Origin of the sequence: Rathayibacter sp. PhB186 (assembly GCF_003751825.1) — a bacterium.
Lineage (GTDB): Bacteria > Actinomycetota > Actinomycetes > Actinomycetales > Microbacteriaceae > Rathayibacter > Rathayibacter festucae.
Map to the genome: position 1 here is coordinate 70,222 of NZ_RJKO01000006.1, position 22,073 is coordinate 92,294.

The following is a 22,073-nucleotide window of genomic DNA, read 5'->3' on the forward strand; positions in this document are numbered from 1 at the left end:
ACACCGCACGCCCGCCGCCCGCTCGTAGACTCGAACGGTGAAGGTTCTTGCGGCGATGAGCGGTGGAGTGGACTCGGCGGTGGCCGCGGCCCGCGCGGTGGAGGCGGGGCACGAGGTGGTCGGCGTGCACCTCGCGCTGAGCAGGATGCCCGGCACGCTGCGCACCGGCAGCCGCGGCTGCTGCACGATCGAGGACTCGATGGACGCCCAGCGCGCCGCCAACGTCCTCGGCATCCCCTACTACGTGTGGGACTTCTCCGAGCGGTTCAAGCTCGACGTGGTCGACGACTTCGTAGCCGAGTACGCCGCCGGCCGCACCCCCAACCCGTGCATGCGCTGCAACGAGCGGATCAAGTTCGCTGCCCTGCTCGAAAAGGCGCTCGACCTCGGCTTCGACGCCGTCTGCACCGGCCACTACGCCTCCCTCGAGACGGCGGCCGACGGCAGCCCCGAGCTGCACCGCGCGAGCGACGAGGCGAAGGACCAGTCCTACGTCCTCGGCGTGCTCACCACCGCGCAGCTCGAGCACTCGATGTTCCCGCTCGGCTCGACGCCGTCGAAGGCGGTCGTCCGGGCGGAGGCGGCGCGTCGCGGCCTGAGCGTCGCGAACAAGCCGGACAGCTACGACATCTGCTTCATCCCCGACGGCGACACCCGCGGCTGGCTCTCGGAGCGCGTCGCCCCCGAGACCGGCGCGATCGTCGACCGCGACGGCGCGGTGGTCGGCGCCCACGAGGGAGCGCACGGCTACACCGTCGGCCAGCGCCGGGGCCTGCATCTCGGCGTGCCCGCGCCGGACGGCCGCCCGCGCTTCGTCCTCGAGGTGCGGCCGAAGACCAACGAGGTCGTCGTCGGTCCGCGGGAGGCGCTGCGCATCGGCGAGATCGCCGGCTCGCGCTTCACCTGGGCCGGCGCCGCGCCGGAGGACGCGTCGACGCCGTTCCGCTGCGACGTGCAGATCCGCGCGCACGCCGACCCGGTCCCGGCGACCGCCGTGGTGTCGGACGTCTCTGGGAAGGTGGAGCTCGTGATCACTCCCGACTCGCCGCTCGACGGCGTCGCCCCCGGCCAGACGGCCGTCGTCTACCTCGGCACCCGCGTGCTCGGCCAGTGCACCATCGACCGCACGGTCGCGGCCGACCTCGTCGGTGCCTCCGCGAACGGAGTGGTGCTCTGATGGCCGCGACGCCCGAGGCGAGCGCGACGCCGGCGGCGGACCTCGATCCGGCGCAGCGCGTCGACGAGCTGCGCGCGCGGATCCGCTCGGCGAGCGAGGACTACTACGCGGCCGACGCCTCGCCGCTCGCCGACGCCGAGTACGACGCGCTCGTCCGCGAGCTCGCCGAGCTCGAGACGGCGCACCCCGAGCTGGCCAGCGAGGACTCGCCGACGCAGACCGTCGGGGGAGTGGTCGCCGCCGGTCTCGACCCGATCGATCACGCCGAGCGGATGCTCTCGCTGGACAACGTCTTCTCGGCCGAGGAGCTGCGCGAGTGGTGTGACAAGACCGTCGCCTCCGCCGCCCGCCCGGTCGCCTGGCTGACCGAGCTCAAGATCGACGGCCTCGCCATCTCGCTGCACTACGAGAACGGCCGCCTCGTCACCGCGGCCACCCGCGGCGACGGGCGGACCGGCGAGGACGTCACCGTCAACGCTCTGCGCGTGGCCGGCATCCCGCAGCAGCTGGCAGGCGAGGGGCACCCCGCGCTGGTCGAGGTCCGCGGCGAGGTCTTCATCTCCGTGCGCGAGTTCGCGGCACTGAACGCCCTGCAGGAGACCCTGCGGGACGAGGCCGTCGAGGAGGCGCGCGAGCGCTGGTCGGCTCGGCCGAGCGCCACCCGCAAGCCCTTCGACGAGGAGCGGGTCCGCGACAGCGCCCTGCGCCGCTTCCCCACCTTCGCCAACCCGCGGAACGCCGCGAGCGGCGGGCTCCGCCAGCAGCTCGACAAGAAGTCCGGCCTCGACCTCCGCGCCGGCGAGGCCCGGGTCGGCTCGCTCGCGCTCTACGTGCACGGCATCGGCGCCTGGCCCGACCCGCCGGTGCAGAGCCAGTCCGAGGTCTACGGCCTGCTCGCCTCCTGGGGGCTGCCGGTCAGCGCGCACAACCGGGTCTCGGAGTCGGTCGACGAGGTCCTCGCCTTCGTCGAGCAGTACGGCCGCGAGCGACACTCGGTCGAGCACGAGATCGACGGCGTCGTCGTCAAGGTCGACGAGCTGGAGCTGCACGACGAGCTCGGCGCCACCAGCCGTGCCCCGCGCTGGGCCATCGCCTACAAGTACCCGCCCGAGGAGGTGCACACCAAGCTCCTCGACATCGTCGTCAGCGTCGGTCGCACCGGCCGGGCCACCCCGTTCGCGCAGATGGAGAAGGTCAAGGTCGCCGGCTCCGAGGTGCGCCAGGCCACGCTGCACAACGCCGACGTGGTGAAGGCCAAGGGCGTGCTTATCGGCGACACCGTCGTGCTGCGCAAGGCCGGCGACGTCATCCCCGAGGTGCTCGGCCCGGTGATCGAGCTGCGCGACGGCAGCGAGCGCGAGTTCGTGATGCCGACGCAGTGCCCCGAATGCGGCACGACCCTCGCTCCCGCCAAGGAGGGCGACGTCGATCTGCGCTGCCCGAACGCCCGCTCCTGCCCCGCGCAGGTGCGCGGCCGCGTCGAGCACATCGGCAGCCGCGGCGCGCTCGACATCGAGGTGCTCGGCGAGGTGACCGCCGCGGCGCTGACCCAGCCGTTCGTGCCCGCGGAGCCGCCGCTCGACACCGAGGCCGGTCTCTTCGAGCTGCGGATCGAGGACGTCTTCCCGATCGAGGTCGTCGTCCGCGACAGCGAGACCGGGCTGCAGAAGCTCGACGACCGGGGCGAGGCGAAGGTCGTCGGCCCGTTCAAGCGCAAGCGGCAGAAGCGCGACGGCCCGTTCGACCCGTCGGCGGAGGTGTTCGGCGGCGACGCGGAGTACGTGCCGTCGACGACCGGTCTCGCGCTGATCGCCAACATCGAGAAGGCGAAGACGTCGCCGCTCTGGCGCTTCCTGGTGTCGCTCAGCATCCGGCACGTCGGCCCGGTCGCCGCGCGCGCCCTGGCCGGGCACTTCGGCTCGCTCGACGCGATCCGCGCGGCCAGCCGCGAGGAGCTCGCCGCGGTCGACGGCGTCGGCGGCATCATCGGCGACGCGGTGCTCGCCTGGTTCGAGGTCGACTGGCACGCCGAGATCGTCGACCGCTGGGCGAAGGCCGGCGTGCAGTTCGCCACGCCCGGCCACCCCGGCCCCGGTGCGGCCGACGCCGCGGGCGGCGTGCTCGCCGGGCTGACCGTCGTCGCGACCGGCTCGCTCGAGGGCTACAGCCGCGAGGGGGCACAGGAGGCGATCCTCGCCGCCGGCGGCAAGGCCGGCTCGAGCGTCTCCAAGAAGACGCACTACGTCGCCGCCGGCCCCGGCGCCGGCAGCAAGCTCGGCAAGGCGGAGGCGCTCGGCGTGCGGATCATCACCGCCGCGGAGTTCCACCTGCTCGTGACCGAGGGGCCTGACTCGATCGCGCTGCCCGAGGAAGCGGCCTCGGAGGAGGCGGCCGGGGACGCGCCTGTGGCCGACGCACCCGCCGCCGACGGCACCGACCCGGTCGCCACCGAGGCGCCGGCCGACGAGACTGCCGATGCGCCGACCGCCGATGCGCCCGCCACTGAGGAGACCCCCGACGCGGATGTCTGACCGGCCCGGCGAGGAGCGGCGGGCGTTCCTCCGCCGCTCCTTCGCCGAGGCCGCCTCGACCGCGCTGGACGCCGCCGCCCGCGCCGTGCCGCTGACGCCGCGCGAGCGCGACGCCGCCGCCGCGCTGGCCCGGATCGATCACCTCGTCGTCCTGTCCTTCGACGGCCGGCCGCGCCGCCAGGTCTTCGGTGCCCTCGACGGCGAGCCGGGCAGCGACTTCGCCGGCGGCACCGACGAGGTGCTGACCGCCCCCGGCCCCGGGACTCCGGGCGACCGCTTCACCCCCGCGATGCTCCCCGTGCACACGCTGCTCGCGCACTCGTTCGCGCGCGCCGACCACTGGCGCGCGGACGGCCGTGACCCGCTCCGGTCGCTGCTCGACTCGGTCCGGCACGCCGGAACCGACTGGTCCCTGGTCGTCGACGATCGCCAGGGCGTCTCCACCACGCTGCTTGCCGATCCCGAGTGGCCGCACCACGATTTCGCGGTCGCCGCCGCCGCCGGGGGAGCCCTCCTTCCGCTCTCCGGTTTCGCGGGCGTGGCCGCCGCGGGCTCACTGCCGCCGGTCGTCCTGGTCGAGCCCCGCTCGCTCGTCGATCCGGCCGACTTCGCCGCCGCCGACGATCCGAGCGCCTCGCGGTCCGCGGACGCGCGCGTCGCCGAGCGGCTCCTGCACGAGAGCGTCGACGCGGCCAGGGCGGCGGAGTCGGCCGGGCGCCGGGTGCTGCTGCTCGTCACCGCGCGGGGGCAGGCCGATCGCCCCGGCGACGTCCCGGCCCTCCTCGTCGCCTCGAGCGCGCGGCCGGGCGAGCGCCTGAGCGCCGCACTCGCTCCGACCACCCCCGCCCTCCTGCACCGCGCCCGCTTCGCCGCGGACCGCCGGGCCCTGGCCGACGCCGGCGTGCTCGCCGTCGCCGAGGCGCTGTCCGGACCCGCCCGGCCGCTGTCGCGCTACCCGCGCACGGCACCCGCCTTCGCGCCGGAGGACCGGGGTCACTCGATGGGGCCGGCCCTGGCCGCAGCCCTCGCCGCGGCGGGCGTCACCGCCGAGCCCGGCGACGTCGAACAGGCCCTCATGATGCTCCGAGCCGCCGCGCCGGGCGCGTCGCTACACTCCCCGGAGGCACGGATCCGCGGCACGCGGGAAGGGCGGGACGCATGAGCGGCACCGACGGCGGCGGCGATCGCACCCCGCGCGACGACGCCCCTCGTTCGCGCTCCCGGCGGCGCTTCCTGGCCGGCAGCGCGGTCGCCGGCGGAGTCGCCGCCGCGGGCCTCACCGGCGGAGCGATCGGCGCGGCCGTCGCCTCCGGCCGGGACCGCGAGGCCGAATCGCCGCTGCCCGAGCGCAGCGAGCCGGGCTTCGACCACGTCGTCGTCGTGATGTTCGAGAACCGCTCCTTCGACAACATCCTCGGGCAGCTCTACGCGGCCGGCGGCCCGCCCGCGGGCGAGACCTTCGAGGGCCTGCAGACCGGCGAGCACTCCAACACCACCGCCGCGGGCGACACCGTCACCGCGCACGTCTACGAGGGCGCGACCGACACCGTCATGCGCCAGCCCGATCCCGACCCGGGCGAGGAGTACCCGCACGTCAACACCCAGCTCTTCGGCACGATCGACCCGCCGTCGAACGCCGGGGCGTCCGTCGGCGCGATGACGGCTCCCTACAACGCGCCCGCCGACGCCTCCGCGCCGACGATGAGCGGGTTCCTCGAGGACTACGTGCAGAACCTCCGCCACCTGAAGAAGGGCGAGGAGCCCACCCGCGAGGAGTACGGCACGATCATGGGCGGCTTCTCGCCGGACATGCTGCCCGTCTTCTCGACACTGGCCCGCGAGTTCGCCGTCTTCGACCACTGGTTCTGCGCCGTCCCCTCGCAGACCTTCTGCAACCGCTCGTTCTTCCACGCCTCGACCTCGCACGGCTTCGTCACCAACAAGCACGGCGGCGGCTACGAGAAGTGGCTCGCCGACGACCTGGCCGATGCGCCGACGGTCTTCAACCGCCTCGAGGAGGCCGGGAAGAGCTGGCGGGTGTACTTCGACGCGCTGCAGGTCGTCTCCTACACCGGCTTCCTGCACGCGCCGGTGCTCGAGAAGTACTGGAAGACCAACTTCGCCCCGATGGAGCAGTTCTACGCGGACGTCGCGAACGGCGAGCTGCCCGACTACGCCTTCGTCGAGCCGCGGCTCGTCTTCGACCACAACGACATGCACCCGCCGACCGGCGTCCTGCACGAGGACGAGGTCGACGGGCAGCCGCTCTACGACAGCGCGCTCTCCGACGTGCGCGCGGGGGAGCTGCTGCTGCACCAGATCTACTCGGCGATCCGCGAGAGCGCGTCGACGACGGGCTCGAACGCGATCAACACCCTGCTGCTGGCCACCTTCGACGAGCACGGCGGTCTCTACGACCACGTGCCGCCGCCCGCCGCGACCCCGCCCGGCGACGGCCGCGAGGGCGAGATGGGCTTCGGCTTCGATCGCCTCGGCTGCCGCGTGCCGGCCATCGCGATCTCCGCCTACACGCGGGCCGGCACGATCCTGCACGACGAGATGCACCACGGCGCCCTGATCCGCACCCTCAGCCGCCTGCACGGGCTCGAGCCGCTCACCGCCAGGGACGCGGACGCGCCCGACTTCTTCGGTGTGGTCACCCTCGACAACCCGCGGCAGATCGACGACTGGCCGACCACCGTGCCGCAGTACCTGCCGCCGAATCCGGAGGCGACCCCGCCGCACCCGGCCAACGCGAACAGGGACAAGCCGCTCAGCCCGCCGGCCCTCGGGCTGATGGGCCTGCTGCTCGCCCGCTACGGCGACCCGGGCGACGACCTGCCGACCACCTACCAGGGCGCCTACGAGGCGCTGCTGAAGCACGGCACGAGCCTCTTCGGCACCGGCACGGTCACCGCGTCGCCCACCCCATCGCCCACCCCGTCGCCCGGGGCCTGAGCGGAGGGAGCGTCGGTGCCCCTGGCTAGACTGGACGCCGATTCCCACGAACCACCCGACGGAGACGCATGTCCGAGATCACGGCCGACACGGTCGCCCATCTGGCCTCGCTGGCCAGGATCGACCTCACCACCGAGGAGATCGAGAACCTCACCCGGGAGCTCGGTCAGATCGTCGACTCGGTGACGGCGATCCAGGCCGTCGCCACGCCCGACGTCCCGGCCACCAGCCACCCCATCCCGCTCGAGAACGTGTTCCGCCCCGACGTCGTGGGCGAGACGCTGACCCTCGAGCAGGCGCTCTCCGGGGCTCCCGAGCACGACGGCAGCCGCTTCCAGGTCTCCGCGATCCTGGGGGAGGAGCAGTGAGCGCCCACGGCGACGAGCTCGTCCGCCTCAGCGCCTCCGCCCTCGCCTCGCGCCTCGCCGACGGCTCCGTCTCCTCGCGCGAGGCGACGCAGGCGCACCTCGACCGCATCGCCGCGGTCGACGGCGCCGTGCACGCCTTCCTGCACGTCGCGGGCGACGCCGCGACCGCGACGGCCGACGCGATCGACCGCCGCCGCGCGGAGGGCGAGTCGCTGCACCCGCTCGCCGGCGTCCCGCTCGCGGTCAAGGACGTCATCGTCACGAACGACATGCCGACCACCGCGGGCTCGCGCATCCTCGAGGGCTGGCGCCCGCCCTACGACGCGACCGTGATGCAGAAGGTCCGCGCGGCCGGCCTCGTGCCGATCGGCAAGACCAACATGGACGAGTTCGCGATGGGCTCGACAACCGAGCGCTCCGCCTACGGCCCCACCCACAACCCCTGGGACCTCGACCGCATCCCCGGCGGCTCCGGCGGCGGCTCGGCCGCGGCCGTCGCGAGCTACGAGGCGCCGCTGGCCCTCGGCTCCGACACCGGCGGCTCGATCCGCCAGCCCGCGCACGTCACCGGCACCGTCGGCGTCAAGCCGACCTACGGCGGGGTCTCCCGCTACGGCGCCGTCGCGCTGGCCTCGAGCCTCGACCAGATCGGCCCGGTCTCGCGCACGGTCCTGGACTCGGCGCTGCTGCACGACGTCATCGCCGGGCACGACCCGCGCGACTCGACCTCGCTCCGCGACGAGTGGCCCTCCTTCGCCGATGCGGTCCGCCGCGCCGACGTGAAGGGCCTGCGGATCGGCGTGCTCAAGGAGCTCGACGGGGGAGAGGGCTTCCAGCCCGGTGTCCTCGCCCGCTTCCACGAGGCCCTCGCGGTGCTGGAGAAGGCCGGCGCCGAGATCGTCGAGGTCAGCGCGCCGAGCATCGAGCACGCCGTCGCCGCGTACTACCTGATCCTCCCCGCGGAGGCGTCGAGCAACCTCGCGAAGTTCGACTCCGTCCGCTTCGGCCTCCGGGTCACCCCGAAGGGCGGCGGCACGGTCGAGCAGGTCATGGCCGCGACCCGCGAGCAGGGCTTCGGCCCCGAGGTGAAGCGCCGCATCATCCTCGGCACCTACGCGCTCTCGGCCGGCTACTACGACGCCTACTACGGCAGCGCGCAGAAGGTGCGGACCCTGGTCCAGCGCGACTTCGACGCCGCCTTCGCCTCGGTCGACGTGATCGCCTCGCCGACCGCGCCGACCACCGCCTACCGGCTCGGCGAGAAGCTCGACGACCCGCTGGCGATGTACCGCGGCGACATCGCCACGATCCCGGCGAACCTGGCCGGCATCCCCGGCATCTCGGTCCCCGCCGGTCTCGCCGACGAGGACGGCCTGCCGGTCGGCGTCCAGTTCCTGGCCCCCGCCCGCCAGGACGTCCGGCTCTACACCGTCGGCGGCGCGCTCGAGGCGCTCCTGGAGGAGCAGTGGGGCCACCCGCTGCTCTCGCAGGCGCCCGATCTCGCCGCCGCCCAGCTCTCCGCCCCCCAGGAAGGTGCCGTCTGATGGCCTCCGCGCACGCGTCCGCCCCCGAGCTGATGGACTACGACGAGGTCTTCGAGCGCTTCGAGCCGGTCCTCGGCTTCGAGGTGCATATCGAGCTCAACACGAAGACGAAGATGTTCTCGGACGCCCCGAACATCGCCGGCTCCGAGCCGAACACGAACACGACGCCCGTGTGCCTGGGCCTGCCCGGCTCGCTGCCGGTCGTCAACGAGCAGGCCGTCCGCTACTCGATCAGCCTCGGCCTCGCGCTCGGCTGCTCGATCGCGCCGTCCAGCCGCTTCGCTCGGAAGAACTACTTCTACCCGGACATGGCGAAGAACTACCAGATCTCGCAGTTCGACGAGCCGATCGCGTTCGAGGGCTCGGTGGAGGTCGAGCTCGCCGACGGCAGCGTCGTGCACATCCCGATCGAGCGTGCGCACATGGAGGAGGACGCGGGCAAGCTGACCCACGTCGGCGGCTCCACCGGCCGCATCCAGGGCGCGGAGTACTCGCTGGTCGATTACAACCGCGCCGGCGTCCCGCTGGTCGAGATCGTCACCAAGCCGATCCACGGCGCGGGCAAGAGCGCTCCGGAGTACGCGAAGGCCTACGTCGCCACCATCCGCGACATCGTCCTCGCGCTCGGCATCTCCGACGCGAAGATGGAGCGCGGCAACCTCCGCTGCGACGCGAACGTCTCGCTCAAGCCGATCGGCCAGGAGAAGCTCGGCACCCGCACCGAGACGAAGAACGTCAACTCGCTCCGCTCGGTCGAGCGCGCCGTGCGCTACGAGATCCAGCGCCAGGGCGCGATCCTCGCCGCCGGCGGCACGATCACGCAGGAGACACGGCACTGGCACGAGGACACCGGCCGCACCTCGGCCGGGCGCCCGAAGAGCGACGCCGACGACTACCGCTACTTCCCGGAGCCCGACCTGCTGCCCGTGGTGCCGAGCCCCGAGCTGATCGAGGAGCTGCGCGCCGCGCTGCCCGAGAAGCCCGCCGCCCGTCGCCGCCGGCTGAAGGCCGATTGGGGCTTCACCGACCTCGAGTTCCAGGACGTCGCGAACAGCGGTCTCCTGGTCGAGATCAGCGAGACCGTCGCCGCCGGTGCCTCGCCGCAGGCCGCCCGCAAGTGGTGGACCGGCGAGATCGCCCGGCTCGCCAACGCGGCGGGGCAGGACCCGGCCGCGCTGGTCGCTCCCGAGCAGGTCGCCGAGCTCGGCAGGCTGATCGACGCGGGCACCCTCACCGACCGCCTCGCCCGCGAGGTGCTCCAGGGCGTCATCGCCGGCGAGGGCACCCCGCAGGAGGTCGTCGACGCCCGCGGGCTCGCGGTCGTCTCGGACGACGGCGCCCTCATCGAGGCGATCGACGCCGCCCTGGCCTCGCAGCCCGACGTGCTCGCGAAGATCCGGGACGGCAAGGTCCAGGCCGCCGGCGCGGTCATCGGCGCGGTGATGAAGGCGATGAAGGGCCAGGCCGACGCGGCCCGCGTCCGCGAGCTCGTCCTCGAGCGCGCGGCCGGCTGAGTCGATGCGCGGGGAACGGACGGCGGCGTGAGCACCCTGCCCGGCGACGCGTCCGTCCCCGCTCGGCTCGATCTGCCGGGCGGGGCGTTCCTCCGCCCGCTCGCGACGAGCGACGCGGATCTGCTGCACCCGGTGATCGGGCAGCGCCGCGGCTGGCTCGCAGCGCTGCTGCCCGAGGGCGACCCGAGCGGCCTGCCCTCCGCTTCCCCGGGTGACGACCTGCGCGCGCTCCGGCTGCTCGAGACCGCCGCGCGCGATCGGCGCCTCTTCGCCTACCTCCTGGTCGGCGCGGACTGGACCGAGGTCCTCGGTGCCCTGAGCGTCCGGCCCGTCGGCGACGACCACGCCGAAGCGTCCTGGTGGGTGGTGCCGAGCCTCGTCGGGTCCCGCCTCGAGGAGGAGCTCGATGCCTACGCGCGACGCTGGCTGCTGCTGCGCTGGCCGTTCGAGCGCGTCGAGACCCCCGACAACCACCCCGAGGAGCCGGCCGCCCTCGCCGGGGCCAACCTGCTCCCACTGCTCCCCGACACTCCGGCGCGCACCCCGCTGCCCGAGCCGGACCTCGCGGCGGCGGAAGCGCTCTGGGCCGCCTACCGGGCGCACGAGCCGACCGCGCCCGAGGAACTGCCCCTCGTCGAGTCGTTCGGCGACTCGGTCGAGCTCGCCGACGAGCTGCTCGCCCTGGTGCGGCGCGGCGTCAAGACCGCGACGGCCTCGCTCGTCGGCGACGAGCCCGTGCCCCGCGTCGGCGACCACTGGATCGTCTGCGACGGCGCCGGTGTCGCCCGCGTCGTGCTACGGACCGTCGAGATCCGTCTCGGTCCGCTCGACAGCGTGGACGACGCCTTCGCCTGGGACGAGGGCGAGAACGACCGCTCGCGGGAGTCCTGGCTCGCCGGGCACCGCCGCTACTTCGAGCGCGAGTCGCCGGGCGGAATCGGCACCGTCGTCTTCGAGCGCTTCCGTCTGGTCTGGCCGGAGGAGGATGCGACCGTCGCCGCGGGCTTCTCGCGGCGGATCGCCTCCGAGCGGCCGGACGGCGCACCCTAGGCCGGTTCGGGGGGTTCCCCTGATGCTCCACTCAGCGGCCCTGCGCCAGAGTGGAGTCATGGCTACTCTCGTGCGCCCCCGTCGGGGCAAGATCATCGCCGGCGTCTGCGCCGGCCTCGCAAACCGCTTCGGCTGGAGCCCCTTCCTGGTCCGGCTGCTCTTCGTGCTCTCCTGCCTGCTCCCCGGGCCGCAGATCATCGCGTACCTCGTGATGTGGGTGGTCGTCCCGAAGCAGAAGTGATCCCGGCGCTCCTCCGTCAGTCGGCCTCCCTCGGGAGCGGCGGCGGGGGAGCGTCTCTCTTCGCGTGGTGAACGTTCACGGCGACGTACCGCGCCACGCTTGACCCGACCCCTCGTGCCCCTCTAGCGTGGTGCGTGAACGTTCACGTCGACGACGCCGCGAAAGGGCCACGCATGACCGACTCCACCCCGACCACCACCACCGCACCGGGCTGGGCGGTGCTCGGCCCCGGCAGCATCGCGCGCCGGTTCCTCTCCCAGCTCCCGGCGAGCAGCCGCGGCGCCCGACTCGTCGCGGCGGGCAGCTCCGATCAGGGGCGCGCCGCCGCCTTCGCCGCCGAAGCGGTCGAGCACGGCTTCCCGGACGCGACCGCGGGCGACTACGCCGCGGTCCTCGCCGATCCGCAGGTCAGTGCCGTCTACATCTCCACGGTGCACACCGGCCACGCGGCGCTCGTCCTCCAGGCGCTCGAGGCCGGCAAGGCCGTGCTCTGCGAGAAGCCGCTCGCCGTCAACCACGGCACCGCGATGGCCCTCGTCGACGCCGCCCGCAGCGCCGGGCTGCCGCTGGTCGAGGCGTACATGTACCGCTTCCACCCGCAGACCGCCGCGCTGCTCGACCTCGTCCGCGACGGCGCGATCGGCGACGTCGTGCACATCGACGCCTCCTTCTCCTTCCGCACCGGCGCCCGCGAGGGCCGCCTCTACGACGTCGCAACGGCCGGCGGCGGCATCCTCGACGTCGGCGGCTACACCGTCACCGCCGCGGCGGCCGTGGTCCAGGCCGCGACCGGCGTCGCCGTCGCCGAGCCCGTCGAGTTCGACGCGCAGGGCACGCTCGGCCCGACCGGCGTCGACGAGTGGAGCGTCGCCCGCGCGACCTACCGCGGCGGCATCACCGCGACCCTCCGCACCGGAGTGGCGCTGGACGACGTGAACGCCCTGACCGTCCACGGCACCCGCGGCCGTCTGCACGTGGCCGACCCGTGGTTCGGCGCGGCCGAGACGGGCATCGAGATCAGCGTCGTCGGCGAGGAGCCCCGCATCGTCGCCTTCGAGGGGGAGAGCCCCTACGCGCTCGAGGCGGACGCGACGACCGACGCCCTCGCCGCCGGGCAGGTCGAGGCCGCGCAGATGACCCTGGACGAGACGCTCGCGACCGCGCGCACGCTCGACCGCTGGCGCGCAGCGGTCGGCCTGCGCTTCCCGTTCGAGGCCGAGACCGCGGACATCCCCACCGTCTCCGGCCGGCCGCTGCGCGTCGCTGTGGACGCGCCGATGCTCTCCGGCGAGATCCCCGGCGTCGGCAAGCGGATGTCGCGGCTCGTGATGGGCGTCGACAACCAGCCCGACCTCGCGCACGCCTCGGCGATCTTCGACGCCTTCGTCGAGCAGGGCGGCACCGCCTTCGACACCGGCTACATCTACGGCGGCGGCGTGCTCGAGGGCCGTCTCGGGCAGTGGATCCGGAACCGCGGCATCCGCGAGGACGTCGTCGTGATCACCAAGGGCGCGCACACCCCGTACTGCGACCCGGAGTCGCTCACCCGCCAGCTGCTCGAGAGCCTCGAGCGCCAGGGCACCGACTACGCCGACATCTACCTGATGCACCGCGACAACCTCGAGGTGCCGGTGGGCGAGTTCGTCGACGTGATGGACGAGCACCAGCGCGCCGGGCGGATCCGCGCCTACGGCGTCTCGAACTGGACGCCCGCGCGCTTCGACGAGGCGCAGGAGTACGCCCGGGCCAACGGCCGGGCCGGCTTCCAGGCGCTGAGCAACCACTTCGGCCTGGCCGAGGCGTACGACGTGCCGTGGGAGGGCTGCGTGCACGTCACCGACCGGGCCTCGAAGGAGTGGCTGGTCGAGCGGCAGATCCCGCTGCTGCCGTGGTCCTCGCAGGCCCGCGGCTTCTTCACCGGCCGAGCCCGCCCGGACGACACCAGCGACGCCGAGCTGGTGCGCTGCTACTACGGGCCCGACAACTTCGAGCGGCTCCGGCGGGCCGAGCAGCTGGCGGCCGGGCACGGCGTCGGAGCGACGGCCATCGCCCTGGCCTACGTGCTCGCGCAGCCGTTCCCGACCTTCCCGCTCTTCGGACCGCGCACTATCACCGAGCTGCGCTCGTCGATGCGCGGCCTGTCGATCGAGCTGACTCCGGAGCAGACGGCGTGGCTCGACCTCCGCGCCTGAGCGGTGCCGAGGCCGGCGGCCGCGCGACGATCCACGACGTCGCGGCGGCCGCCGGGGTCTCCCGCCAGACCGTCACCCGGGCGATGAACGGCATGCCGGGCATCAGCGAGGAGACGAAGCAGCGTGTCCTCGACGCGGCGGAGCAGCTGTCCTACCGGCCGTCGCGCTTCGGCCGCGGCCTGGTGACGGGTGGCGAGCACCAGCTCGGACTCGTCGTCGACGACCTGCGGAACCCGTGGTCGCCGGAGCTCGCCTCCGCCGTCGTCCGGGTCGCCGCGGCGCGGGGCTGGAACGTGTCGCTCGCGGACGTCGGCCTCGCCGCCGACTCCGATCGGATGATCCAGGCGCTCGGCGCGCAGACGGACGCGGTGATCGGCACCTTCGGCGATCGGGCCGCGGAGTGGATCGAGCGGCTCGGCTCCGTGCCCGTGGTGGAGCTCGATCCCACCGGTGATCCGCTGCGGGCCGCGGTCGTGCTCGACCACTCCGACGCGGTCGAGGCGCTGGCCGAGCACCTCGCCGGAGCGGGCGTGCGGAATCCGGTGATCGTCGACGTCTCGGGGAACGCGCGGCCGAGCAGGCGGGCCCAGCTGCTGCTGGGCGCCTTCGCCGCGCACGGCCTCGAGCCGTCGGTCGTCCGCGCCGACGGCCCGACCGCCCAGGCCGCGGCGGAGGCGACCGAGCGGATCGTCGCCCGACCGCGGGTCGCCGACGCGATCGTCGCGTTCAACGACCTCTGCGCGCTCGGCGTGCTCTCCGCCTGCCGCCGGGCGGGCGTGGACGTGCCCGGCGACGTCCGGGTGGTCGGCATCGACGGCCTCTCGATCGGACGCCTGCTCGCCCCGACGCTGACGACCCTCGCCGTCGACCTCGACGAGCTCGCCCGGCACGCCCTCGACCTCGCCGTCGCCATGATCGCCGGCGACCTCCCGAAGGGCGGCCCGTCGGTGCACCGCACCGTCCGACACCAGCTCGTCCTCCGCGAGTCCGCCTGACCCCCGCGGAGGACCCGCGTTCCGCGAGTCGGGTCCCGAGGAGGACTCGCGTGCCGCGGGCCGCTCTCCCACGGGGGTCTCGCGTGCCGCGAGCCGCGCCCTCACGGGTCCGCCTGACCGCGACGAAGAGGACTCGCGTGCCGCGAGCGGCGCCCTCATGCTGGTCGAGTAGCCCCGGAGGGGCGTATCGAGACCCGCCGTCGTCAGCAGGGCGGGTCTGCAGACTCGTCTTCTGACGCTGGTGGATCTCGATGCGCCCGCTCCGCGGCCTACTCGATCAGCAGGGAGACGGAGTGGCGCTTCGCGCCACCTCTCCTGTCTTCGTCGACGGCTGATGACCGACGCTGGGCTCGCTCTGAGTGAACCCTCAGCGATCCCTGCGGAGGGAGGCCTAGCGTTGCGCTGTGCGTGCGCATCCTGCCGCGCCGAGGAGGAGATCATGGGATTCCTGGACCGACTGCTGGGCCGCGAAGAGCGACCCGAGGAGCGCCGCCCCGCCGCCGGCTACCCGGCCCCTGCGGCCGCGGAGCGCCGCGCCGACGCCCCGTCCTACGGCACCCCGCCCGCGCAGTCCGCGCGCAGCAAGGACGAGATCGCGATCGAGCGCTACCGCTACCTCCTGCGCACCGCGCCGCCCGAGGCGATCGAGCAGGTGCACCGCGAGGCGTTCGAGCAGCTCACTCCCGAGCAGCGGCAGCAGGTCTTCCGCGAGCTGAGCGAGGGTGCGCCCGCGGGCGACGCCCCGCGCGCCGACGACGCGCAGTCGCTCGCCCAGTCGGCGACCCGCAGCGAGCTGCGCCAGCCCGGCTTCATGGAGCGGCGCTTCTCCGGCGGCGGCGCCGGCGGCATGGGCTTCGGCGGCGTGCTCGCCTCGTCGATGCTCGGCACCATCGTCGGCTTCGTGATCGGCTCCGCCATCGCCGACGCGTTCATCCCCGACGGGGTCGGCGAGTCGGTCCAGGCCGAGGGTGCCGACGGTGCAGACGGCGGAGACGCGGGAGCGGACGGCGGCGACACCGGTGCCGGCGACGCGGGGGGCGACTACGGCGGAGGCGACTACGGCGGAGGCGACTTCGGCGGCGGAGGCGACATCGGTGGCGGCGGCGACTTCGGGGGCGGCGACTTCGGCGGAGGCTTCGACTTCTGACCCCCGCGAGTCCTGAGGCCGGCGAAGGACCGCCCGGCCTCAGGACTCGTCGAGCAGCAGCGCTTTCACCTCGCGGCGCAGCACCTTCCCGATCATGCTCCGCGGCAGCTCGTCGACGACGACGATCCGCTTGGGCACCTTGTAGGGCGTGAGCGCCTCGCGCACGGTGCGGCGCGCCTCCTCCTGATCGAGGTGAGCACCCGGCTCGAGGACGACCGCGGCAGCGACCTGCTCGCCGCTGCGGGCGTCCGGCAGGCCGACGACGGCCACGTCGCGGACGGCGGGCAGCCGGCGGAGCACCTCCTCGACCTCCGACGGCGAGACGTTGAACCCGCCGGTGATGATCAGCTCCTTGATCCGGTCGACGATGGTGACGAAGCCGTCCTCGTCGATCGTCGCGATGTCGCCGGTGCGGAACCAGCCCTCGGCGGTGAACACGGCCGCGGTCTCGTCGGGCTTGCGGTGGTAGCCGCGGAACACCTGCGGGCCGCGGACGACGAGCTCGCCCTGGCCGCCCGCGTCGACCTCGGTCTCCGGGTCCTCCGGATCGACGATCCGCACGTCCGTCCCCGGCAGCGGCAGCCCGACGGTCCCGGCCCGGCGCGCGGTGCTGACCGGGTTCGCCATCAGCACGGGCGAGGTCTCCGAGAGCCCGTAGCCCTCGACGAGCGTGCCGCCGGTCAGCGCCTCGAACGACTCGACCAGGTCCGGGTCGAGCGGCATGGCGCCCGAGATCGCGATCTCGATGCCCTGCAGCGAGACGCCCTTCTCCTTCGCACGGAGGGCGAGCCGCTCGGCGATCGGCGGGACCGCGGGCAGGAACGTCGCCGGGTGCTTCCGGACGACCTTGAGGACCAGGTCCGGATCGAACTTGGGGAACAGCACGAGCCGCGCGCCCATGCTCATCGCGAAGGTGAGGCAGAGGGTCAGCCCGTAGGCGTGGAACATCGGCAGGACCGCGTAGACGACGCAGTCGCCGCGACGGACCGTCGGCACCCAGGCGCGGGACTGCGCGGCGTTGGCCGTGAGGTTGAGGTGCGTCAGCTCCGCGCCCTTCGGGGCGCCGGTCGTCCCGCTGGTGTACTGGATGACCGCGAGGTCCTCCGCCGTCGGCCGCGGGTGCGCCGGGTCGAGCCGGCGGCGCAGCAGCGAGTCCCACTCGATCGCGCCGCGGACCTTCCCGGTCAGGGCGGCGCGCGACTCGCGGGCCTTGCGGATCGGCAGCCGGAGCGCCGCGCGCATCGGCGCGGGCATCGCCCGGGTCAGGTCGACGGAGACGATCGTCTCGACGCCGAGGTCCTCGGGGAGGTCCTGGACGAGCGGCACCACGCGGTCCCAGGCGATCGCGACCCGCGCGCCGTGGTCCTCGAACTGGTGCCGCAGCTCACGCGGCGTGTAGAGCGGGTTGTGCTCGACGACGACCGCGCCGAGACGCAGGACCGCGTAGAAGGCGACCACGTGCTGCGGGCAGTTCGGCAGGATCAGCGCGACCGGGTCGCCGGACCGCACGCCGAGCCGGCGCAGGCCCTCCGCGGCCTTCTCCACGTCGTCCGCGAGCTGGGCGTAGCTGGTCGAGCGGCCGAAGAACTCGAGCGCGACCTGGTGCGGATAGAGCCGCGCGGACTCGGTGACGATGTCGACGAGCGAGCCGGTCGGGAGCTCCAGCTCCTCCGGCACTCCCTCGGCGTAGCTGCGGATCCAGGGGCGGGGCGGGTGAGTGCTCACCCGCCCCACTCTAGGTGCAGGGCTCCCGGCGCCCGACGGGCCGGTGAGCGCTCAGGCGCCCTTCGCGACCGCGTCCTCGATGGCGACGTCGCCCGAGACGATCTCCCAGGTCCTTCCGATCGAGGAGGGATCGGCGAGCACCGCGATCACGGTGGCGGCGACGTCCTCGCGCGGGATGCTGCCCCGCTCGACGCTCTCGCCGAGCTCGATCCGGCCGGTGCCCTCGTCGTTGGTCAGACCGCCCGGGCGGAGGATCGTCCAGTCGAGGTCGGTGCCGCGCAGCGCCGTGTCGGCGTCGCGCTTGGCCTCGACGTAGGCGCGCCAGCCCTCCTCGGTGTCGTCGTCGAGCGGGGCGTCGACGCCGATCGCGCTGATCTGCACGAAGCGGCGGATGCCGGCGATCGCGGCCGCCTCCTGGCTGAGGACGGAGGCGCCGAGGTCGACGGTGCGCTTGCGCTCGGGACCCGAGTCGGGCCCGGCGCCGGCGGTGAAGACGAGGGCGTCCACGCCCTCCAGCCGCCCGGCGAAGTCCTCGGCGGTCGAGTGCTCGAGGTCGTGGACGAGCGGCTCGCCGCCGAGGCGGACGATGTCCTCCGAGTGGTCGGGGTTGCGGACGACTCCGACCGCTTCGTGTCCGGCGTCGTAGAGCAGATGGAGGATCTGCTGGCCGACCTTGCCGTGTGCTCCGATGACGGCGACGCGTGTCATGGGTGTCCCTTCCTCGTCGGGGCGCTGGGCCCCTGGTGCCGTCCGCGCGGTGGGCGCGGACCTCCCCATCCTGCCGTCGGCAGCCTGGGGTCGTTCTCAGGTGGTGCGGCTCGTGCGGCGCCGCTCAGGTGCCGCGGCTCACGCGGCGAGGCGGTCGTCGCGGCCGGTGACCGCCAGCAGCCGGCTCTGCAGCGGCGCGGTGGCGTCGATCGGCACGGGCGCCGCGAACAGCCCGCTCGCGCGCAGCGTCTCCTCCTGCGGCGCGAAGAGCTCCCACACGGCGGCGACGAGGCCCTCCTCCATCGCCTCCTCGCTGCCGGTGGCCCGCGCGAGATCCCAGGTGTGCACGGTGATGTCGGCGACCTGCTCCTGCAGCAGCTCCAGGGCGGTGACGGTGTCGCGGCCGAGGCGGAGCTCCGCGGCGGGGTCGACCTCGCGGGACACCGCGCGCAGCAGGGTCGTGACCCGGGTCCACTCGCTCCGCAGATCGGCGGCGACGGGCTCGAGGCGGATCGGCGACTCGTCGCCGCCGGAGAGGAGCGTGCGCGCGCGCTGCTGCTCGCGGACGACGTGCAGAACGAGCGCGCGGGTGTCCCACTCGGTGTCGGGGGTCGGCGCCGTCCAGTCGACGACAGCGTCGAGGCGGACCTCGAACGCGGCGTGCGCGCGGGCCTGCAGGTCGAGCCAGAGGCTCAGGTCGGAGTCGGGGGAGGCGGGCTCGTGCTCGTGCGTCATGTCTTCTCCGATGGAGTGATCGTGGGTGCTCGGGTCAACCGCCTGAGCGGCGCCGCCATTCCCACCGGGGCGGGTCCGCGCGAGGGCGGCCCGGTGTCGGTGGTGCGTGCGACCATGATCCTCGGAAGCACCGCCGTCAGGGGAGCGGTGCGCCACTCGAGCAGGGCGGAACGTGAGCAAGCAGGACGGCAGCGGGCGGCAGGTCACCACCGAGCCCTTCGACGACCCGCGCGCGAGCATCCTGCACGTCGACATGGATGCGTTCTTCGCCTCCGTCGAGCTGCTCGAGCACCCGGAGCTGCGCGGCAAGCCGGTCGTCGTCGGGCACATCGGCTCGCGCTCGGTGGTCACCGCCGCCACCTACGAGGCGCGCAAGTACGGCATCAACTCGGCCATGCCGATGGCCGTCGCCCTGCGCCGCTGCCCGCACGCGATCATCCTCGAGCCGCACATGGACCGCTACCGCGAGGCCTCGCGCCGGGTGATGGCGATCTTCGACTCCTTCACCCCGCTCGTCGAGCGGCTCAGCATCGACGAGGCGTTCCTCGACGTCGCCGGTGCGCGGCGCATCTCCGGCTCGCCCTGGGCCATCGGCACCGAGATCCGCCGGAGGGTGCACGACGAGCTCGGTCTCACCTGCTCCGTCGGCATCGCCAGCACCAAGTTCGTCGCCAAGCTCGCCTCCGGCCGCTCCAAGCCCGACGGCCTGCTCGTCGTGCCGTCCGACGGGGTGCAGGCCTTCCTCGATCCGCTGCCGGTGAGCGCGCTCTGGGGCGTCGGGGCCAGCACGGAGGAGGCGCTGGTGCGCCGGGGCCTGCGGACCGTCGCCGACGTGGCGACCACGCCGCTCGCCTCCCTCGTCTCGGCGCTCGGCGAGGCCACCGGCCGCCGCCTGCACGCGCTGTCCAACGGCGTCGATCCCCGCCCGGTCGACACCCGGCAGATCGAGAAGAGCGCCGGCCACGAGATCACCTTCGCGGACGACGTCGCCGACCCCGAGCTGGTCCGCCGCGAGCTGCTGCGCCTCTGCGACAAGGTCGCCGTGCGGATGCGCCGCTCCGGAGTGCGCTGCCGCACCGTCGCCGTCAAGGTCCGCTTCGGCGACTTCAGCACGCTGACCCGCTCGCGCACGCTGCCCGAGGCGACCGACGTGGCCCGCGTGCTCTACGACGCGTCGTCGGCGCTGCTCGAGGCGGCCAATCCGCTGCGCCGGCCCGTGCGCCTGATCGGCGTCCGCGGCGAGCAGCTCGTCGAGGGCGACGACGTCGCCTTCTCGCTCTGGAGCGACTCCGACGACTGGCGCGATGCCGAGCTGGCGGTCGACGGCGTCTCGGCGCGCTTCGGCACCGGGGCCGTCCGGCCTGCGTCGCTGCTCTCGCGCTCCGCTCCCGAGTCGGCCAAGGGCATCGACATCAGCGACACCCTCGCTACGCGGAACCGATCGTCAGACTGATCGGCCGGTGGTCCGAGCCGTTCGGCGGCAGGACCTCGAGGGTCGCGGCGGGCACCCCGTCCGCCAGAGCGTGATCGAGGGAGACCAGCGGCAGCAGAGCCGGCCAGGTCGCCGGGAAGCCGATGCCGGAGGTGCGGACCAGCGCCGCCTGGTCGAGGACCGGCGCGAGCAGGTGGTCGTCGGTCGCGGTGTTGAAGTCGCCGACCACGAGCGTGCGGTCCGACGCGTCGTCCGCGAGCGCCGAGGCGAGGCCGCCCAGCATCGTGTCGCGCTCGGCGTGATCGCCGAGGCGGAACGAGGCGAGGTGCACCACGAAGAGCCGCGTCGCCCCGAGCGGGGTGTCGACGTCGACCGCGAGGGCGCGGTTCCAGTCCAGCCCGAGATCGAGCGGCTCGCCGTTCGAGAGCTCGGTGCGGCTCCACAGCCCGACCGTGCCGACCACGTAGGAGTGCGGGTACGCGTCCGAGAGCTCCGCGTCGACCGCCTCGCGGTCCTCGCCCGCGAGCTCCTGGAAGGCGAGCACGTCCGGCTCCCTCGTCGCCAGCTCCGCTGCCAGCGCTCCGGCGTCGTCGCCGGTGCCGAGGTTCTGGCTGATCACGGTGAACGATCCGGAGCGGACCGCCGGTGCGGGCAGCGCCACCGGGAGCACGAGCACGCCGTAGACCATCACGAGCACGGTCACCGCCGCCCCGGCGCCGCGCGAGCGCAGAGCGACCGCGGCGGCCACGAGGAGGAGCACCGCGAGTCCGGACCACGGGATCGCGGTCTCGACCACCGACAGCCAGCCGGCCGCGTCCCCCAGCACGCGGTGGAAGGCGAGGAACGCCGCCAGCAGCAGGCTCGCGATCGCGACGGTCGCGGCGCGACCTGGTCGGCGGCGGCGCGGGCGGGACGGCATCCGACGATCATCGCAGCAGACCTCGGGGAGGAGGTGGGGGAGTCCTGTGCGCGCCGGTGCGCCGCTTGTCGCCCGTTCGGCCCGCGGAGTAGCGTCGGGCCATGCCCAACATCGCTGTCTCCCTGGCCGACAAAGTGACCTCCGCGGGTGCCGCGACGAGCTACGGAGACCCGATCGAGGTCGACGGCGTCTCGCTCGTCCCCGTCTCGCTGCGCTGGTTCGGCTTCGGCGGCGGCAGCGGCTCCGAGGACGGCCAGGAGGGCGGCGGAGGCGGCGGCGGCGGTGCCGTGGTGCCGATCGGCGCCTACATCAAGGACGACCTGGGACTGCGCTTCCAGCCGAACATCGTCTCGGTGCTCGCCGTCGGCGTCCCGCTGGTCTGGGTCTCCGGCAAGGCGCTCGCGCGGATCATCCGCGCGCTCAAGAAGTAGCGGCCCGAGCGCGGTCTCAGCGCTGGGGCCTTGCAGCGAACCAGGTCTTCTTCGTCCGGCCGAAGCCGACGATCAGCCGCTCGGCGTCGTTCGGCCGCCGCGGGTCGTAGATGACGGCGACGGGCTCGCCCGCCATCCAGGCGTCGCCCCGCCGCTGCGGGGTCTTCACCAGGTGCCGCTCCTCGCCGTCGACGAGGCGGTAGGCGACGAGCAGGCGACCGAGATCGCGAGCCGCCGAGGCGTCTCCGCGGGACGGATCCTGCGCGACCACCCGACCGGACACCCGCGTGCCGTAGCTGAGCAGCTCGCGGCGGATCCGGAAGCGGCGCCGCCAGAGCAGCACCTGCAGGAGCACCACGAGGACCGCGGCGAGGACGAGCACCACCGACCACGACATGCTGTCTAT

19 protein-coding genes are annotated in these 22,073 nt (G+C 73.8%); 14 read left to right on the plus strand and 5 right to left on the minus strand.

Going from position 1 to position 22,073, the window contains the following annotated elements:
• Positions 1-37: 37 nt before the first annotated feature.
• The 12 genes from mnmA (at position 38) to EDF45_RS15235 (ending at position 15,717) form a co-directional block, all read left to right on the plus strand.
• On the plus strand, positions 38-1,177 hold the full coding sequence (mnmA, locus tag EDF45_RS15180; RefSeq protein WP_185020207.1) for a tRNA 2-thiouridine(34) synthase MnmA: 1,140 nt from the start codon (positions 38-40) through the stop codon (positions 1,175-1,177).
• On the plus strand, positions 1,177-3,708 hold the full coding sequence (ligA, locus tag EDF45_RS15185) for an NAD-dependent DNA ligase LigA (protein ID WP_123736876.1): 2,532 nt from the start codon (positions 1,177-1,179) through the stop codon (positions 3,706-3,708). The genes mnmA and ligA overlap by 1 nt, the downstream gene beginning before the upstream one ends.
• The gene (locus EDF45_RS15190; protein WP_123736877.1) at positions 3,701-4,870 is read left to right on the plus strand and encodes a hypothetical protein; all 1,170 of its coding nucleotides are present in this window, start codon (positions 3,701-3,703) and stop codon (positions 4,868-4,870) included. Before ligA ends, EDF45_RS15190 begins: the two co-directional genes overlap by 8 nt.
• The gene (locus EDF45_RS15195) at positions 4,867-6,666 is read left to right on the plus strand and encodes an alkaline phosphatase family protein (protein WP_123736878.1); all 1,800 of its coding nucleotides are present in this window, start codon (positions 4,867-4,869) and stop codon (positions 6,664-6,666) included. Before EDF45_RS15190 ends, EDF45_RS15195 begins: the two co-directional genes overlap by 4 nt.
• A gap of 68 nt (positions 6,667-6,734) precedes the next feature.
• Positions 6,735-7,034, plus strand: coding sequence for an Asp-tRNA(Asn)/Glu-tRNA(Gln) amidotransferase subunit GatC (gatC, locus tag EDF45_RS15200; protein WP_123445757.1), 300 nt, complete (start codon positions 6,735-6,737; stop codon positions 7,032-7,034).
• Complete coding sequence (gene gatA / locus EDF45_RS15205; RefSeq protein ID WP_123736879.1) at positions 7,031-8,578, plus strand: Asp-tRNA(Asn)/Glu-tRNA(Gln) amidotransferase subunit GatA; 1,548 nt, start codon at positions 7,031-7,033, stop codon at positions 8,576-8,578. Before gatC ends, gatA begins: the two co-directional genes overlap by 4 nt.
• Entirely contained in the window at positions 8,578-10,092 is a 1,515-nt protein-coding gene (gene gatB / locus EDF45_RS15210) for an Asp-tRNA(Asn)/Glu-tRNA(Gln) amidotransferase subunit GatB (protein ID WP_123736880.1), read from the plus strand. Before gatA ends, gatB begins: the two co-directional genes overlap by 1 nt.
• Positions 10,093-10,119: 27 nt before the next feature.
• Entirely contained in the window at positions 10,120-11,142 is a 1,023-nt protein-coding gene (locus tag EDF45_RS21815; protein WP_260312231.1) for an ASCH domain-containing protein, read from the plus strand.
• A gap of 58 nt (positions 11,143-11,200) precedes the next feature.
• Complete coding sequence (locus EDF45_RS15220; protein ID WP_123445760.1) at positions 11,201-11,383, plus strand: PspC domain-containing protein; 183 nt, start codon at positions 11,201-11,203, stop codon at positions 11,381-11,383.
• A gap of 173 nt (positions 11,384-11,556) precedes the next feature.
• Entirely contained in the window at positions 11,557-13,575 is a 2,019-nt protein-coding gene (locus EDF45_RS15225) for an aldo/keto reductase (RefSeq protein WP_123736881.1), read from the plus strand.
• Positions 13,554-14,570 carry a LacI family DNA-binding transcriptional regulator gene (locus EDF45_RS15230; RefSeq protein ID WP_123736882.1) on the plus strand — a complete coding sequence of 339 codons (1,017 nt, stop codon included), beginning with the start codon at positions 13,554-13,556 and terminating at the stop codon, positions 14,568-14,570. The genes EDF45_RS15225 and EDF45_RS15230 overlap by 22 nt, the downstream gene beginning before the upstream one ends.
• A gap of 439 nt (positions 14,571-15,009) precedes the next feature.
• Complete coding sequence (locus EDF45_RS15235) at positions 15,010-15,717, plus strand: hypothetical protein (protein ID WP_123736883.1); 708 nt, start codon at positions 15,010-15,012, stop codon at positions 15,715-15,717.
• Positions 15,718-15,756: 39 nt separating this feature from the next.
• Here the strand turns inward: EDF45_RS15235 and EDF45_RS15240 are convergent, their stop codons facing one another.
• From EDF45_RS15240 to EDF45_RS15250, 3 genes are all read right to left on the minus strand, one after another.
• Positions 15,757-17,442: a long-chain-fatty-acid--CoA ligase gene (locus EDF45_RS15240; RefSeq protein ID WP_123736884.1), complete on the minus strand. Its 1,686-nt coding sequence runs from the start codon at positions 17,440-17,442 to the stop codon at positions 15,757-15,759.
• A 51-nt stretch (positions 17,443-17,493) separates the two neighbouring features.
• Positions 17,494-18,150 carry an SDR family oxidoreductase gene (locus EDF45_RS15245; protein WP_123736885.1) on the minus strand — a complete coding sequence of 219 codons (657 nt, stop codon included), beginning with the start codon at positions 18,148-18,150 and terminating at the stop codon, positions 17,494-17,496.
• Between the two features lie 138 nt (positions 18,151-18,288).
• Complete coding sequence (locus EDF45_RS15250) at positions 18,289-18,885, minus strand: TIGR03086 family metal-binding protein (RefSeq protein WP_123736886.1); 597 nt, start codon at positions 18,883-18,885, stop codon at positions 18,289-18,291.
• Between the two features lie 172 nt (positions 18,886-19,057).
• Here EDF45_RS15250 and dinB point away from each other — a divergent pair, with 172 nt between their 5' ends.
• Positions 19,058-20,338 carry a DNA polymerase IV gene (dinB, locus tag EDF45_RS15255; RefSeq protein ID WP_123736887.1) on the plus strand — a complete coding sequence of 427 codons (1,281 nt, stop codon included), beginning with the start codon at positions 19,058-19,060 and terminating at the stop codon, positions 20,336-20,338.
• On the opposite strand, the gene EDF45_RS15260 is transcribed toward dinB, so the two are convergent.
• Positions 20,313-21,236, minus strand: a complete 924-nt coding sequence (locus tag EDF45_RS15260; protein WP_123736888.1) for an endonuclease/exonuclease/phosphatase family protein — start codon at positions 21,234-21,236, stop codon at positions 20,313-20,315. The genes dinB and EDF45_RS15260 overlap by 26 nt on opposite strands.
• 101 nt (positions 21,237-21,337) lie before the next feature.
• Between EDF45_RS15260 and EDF45_RS15265 the strand changes: the two genes are divergently transcribed.
• Positions 21,338-21,667, plus strand: coding sequence for a hypothetical protein (locus tag EDF45_RS15265; protein ID WP_123445768.1), 330 nt, complete (start codon positions 21,338-21,340; stop codon positions 21,665-21,667).
• 16 nt (positions 21,668-21,683) lie between these two features.
• Here EDF45_RS15265 and EDF45_RS15270 read toward each other — a convergent pair whose 3' ends face one another.
• Positions 21,684-22,064 carry a DUF3592 domain-containing protein gene (locus tag EDF45_RS15270; protein ID WP_123736889.1) on the minus strand — a complete coding sequence of 127 codons (381 nt, stop codon included), beginning with the start codon at positions 22,062-22,064 and terminating at the stop codon, positions 21,684-21,686.
• Positions 22,065-22,073: the final 9 nt, after the last annotated feature.

What these genes read in the sequence shown, in the direction of transcription:
- EDF45_RS15195 (WP_123736878.1), top strand. Translation starts at nt 4,867, where the DNA reads ATGAGCGGCACCGACGGCGGCGGCGATCGCACCCCGCGCGACGACGCC.
- EDF45_RS15245 (WP_123736885.1), bottom strand. Translation starts at nt 18,150, where the DNA reads ATGACACGCGTCGCCGTCATCGGAGCACACGGCAAGGTCGGCCAGCAG.
- EDF45_RS15235 (WP_123736883.1), top strand. Translation starts at nt 15,010, where the DNA reads ATGGGATTCCTGGACCGACTGCTGGGCCGCGAAGAGCGACCCGAGGAG.
- EDF45_RS15225 (WP_123736881.1), top strand. Translation starts at nt 11,557, where the DNA reads ATGACCGACTCCACCCCGACCACCACCACCGCACCGGGCTGGGCGGTG.
- EDF45_RS15250 (WP_123736886.1), bottom strand. Translation starts at nt 18,885, where the DNA reads ATGACGCACGAGCACGAGCCCGCCTCCCCCGACTCCGACCTGAGCCTC.
- gatB (WP_123736880.1), top strand. Translation starts at nt 8,578, where the DNA reads ATGGCCTCCGCGCACGCGTCCGCCCCCGAGCTGATGGACTACGACGAG.
- ligA (WP_123736876.1), top strand. Translation starts at nt 1,177, where the DNA reads ATGGCCGCGACGCCCGAGGCGAGCGCGACGCCGGCGGCGGACCTCGAT.
- EDF45_RS15270 (WP_123736889.1), bottom strand. Translation starts at nt 22,064, where the DNA reads ATGTCGTGGTCGGTGGTGCTCGTCCTCGCCGCGGTCCTCGTGGTGCTC.
- gatC (WP_123445757.1), top strand. Translation starts at nt 6,735, where the DNA reads ATGTCCGAGATCACGGCCGACACGGTCGCCCATCTGGCCTCGCTGGCC.
- EDF45_RS15220 (WP_123445760.1), top strand. Translation starts at nt 11,201, where the DNA reads ATGGCTACTCTCGTGCGCCCCCGTCGGGGCAAGATCATCGCCGGCGTC.
- EDF45_RS15265 (WP_123445768.1), top strand. Translation starts at nt 21,338, where the DNA reads ATGCCCAACATCGCTGTCTCCCTGGCCGACAAAGTGACCTCCGCGGGT.
- EDF45_RS15190 (WP_123736877.1), top strand. Translation starts at nt 3,701, where the DNA reads ATGTCTGACCGGCCCGGCGAGGAGCGGCGGGCGTTCCTCCGCCGCTCC.
- EDF45_RS15260 (WP_123736888.1), bottom strand. Translation starts at nt 21,236, where the DNA reads ATGCCGTCCCGCCCGCGCCGCCGCCGACCAGGTCGCGCCGCGACCGTC.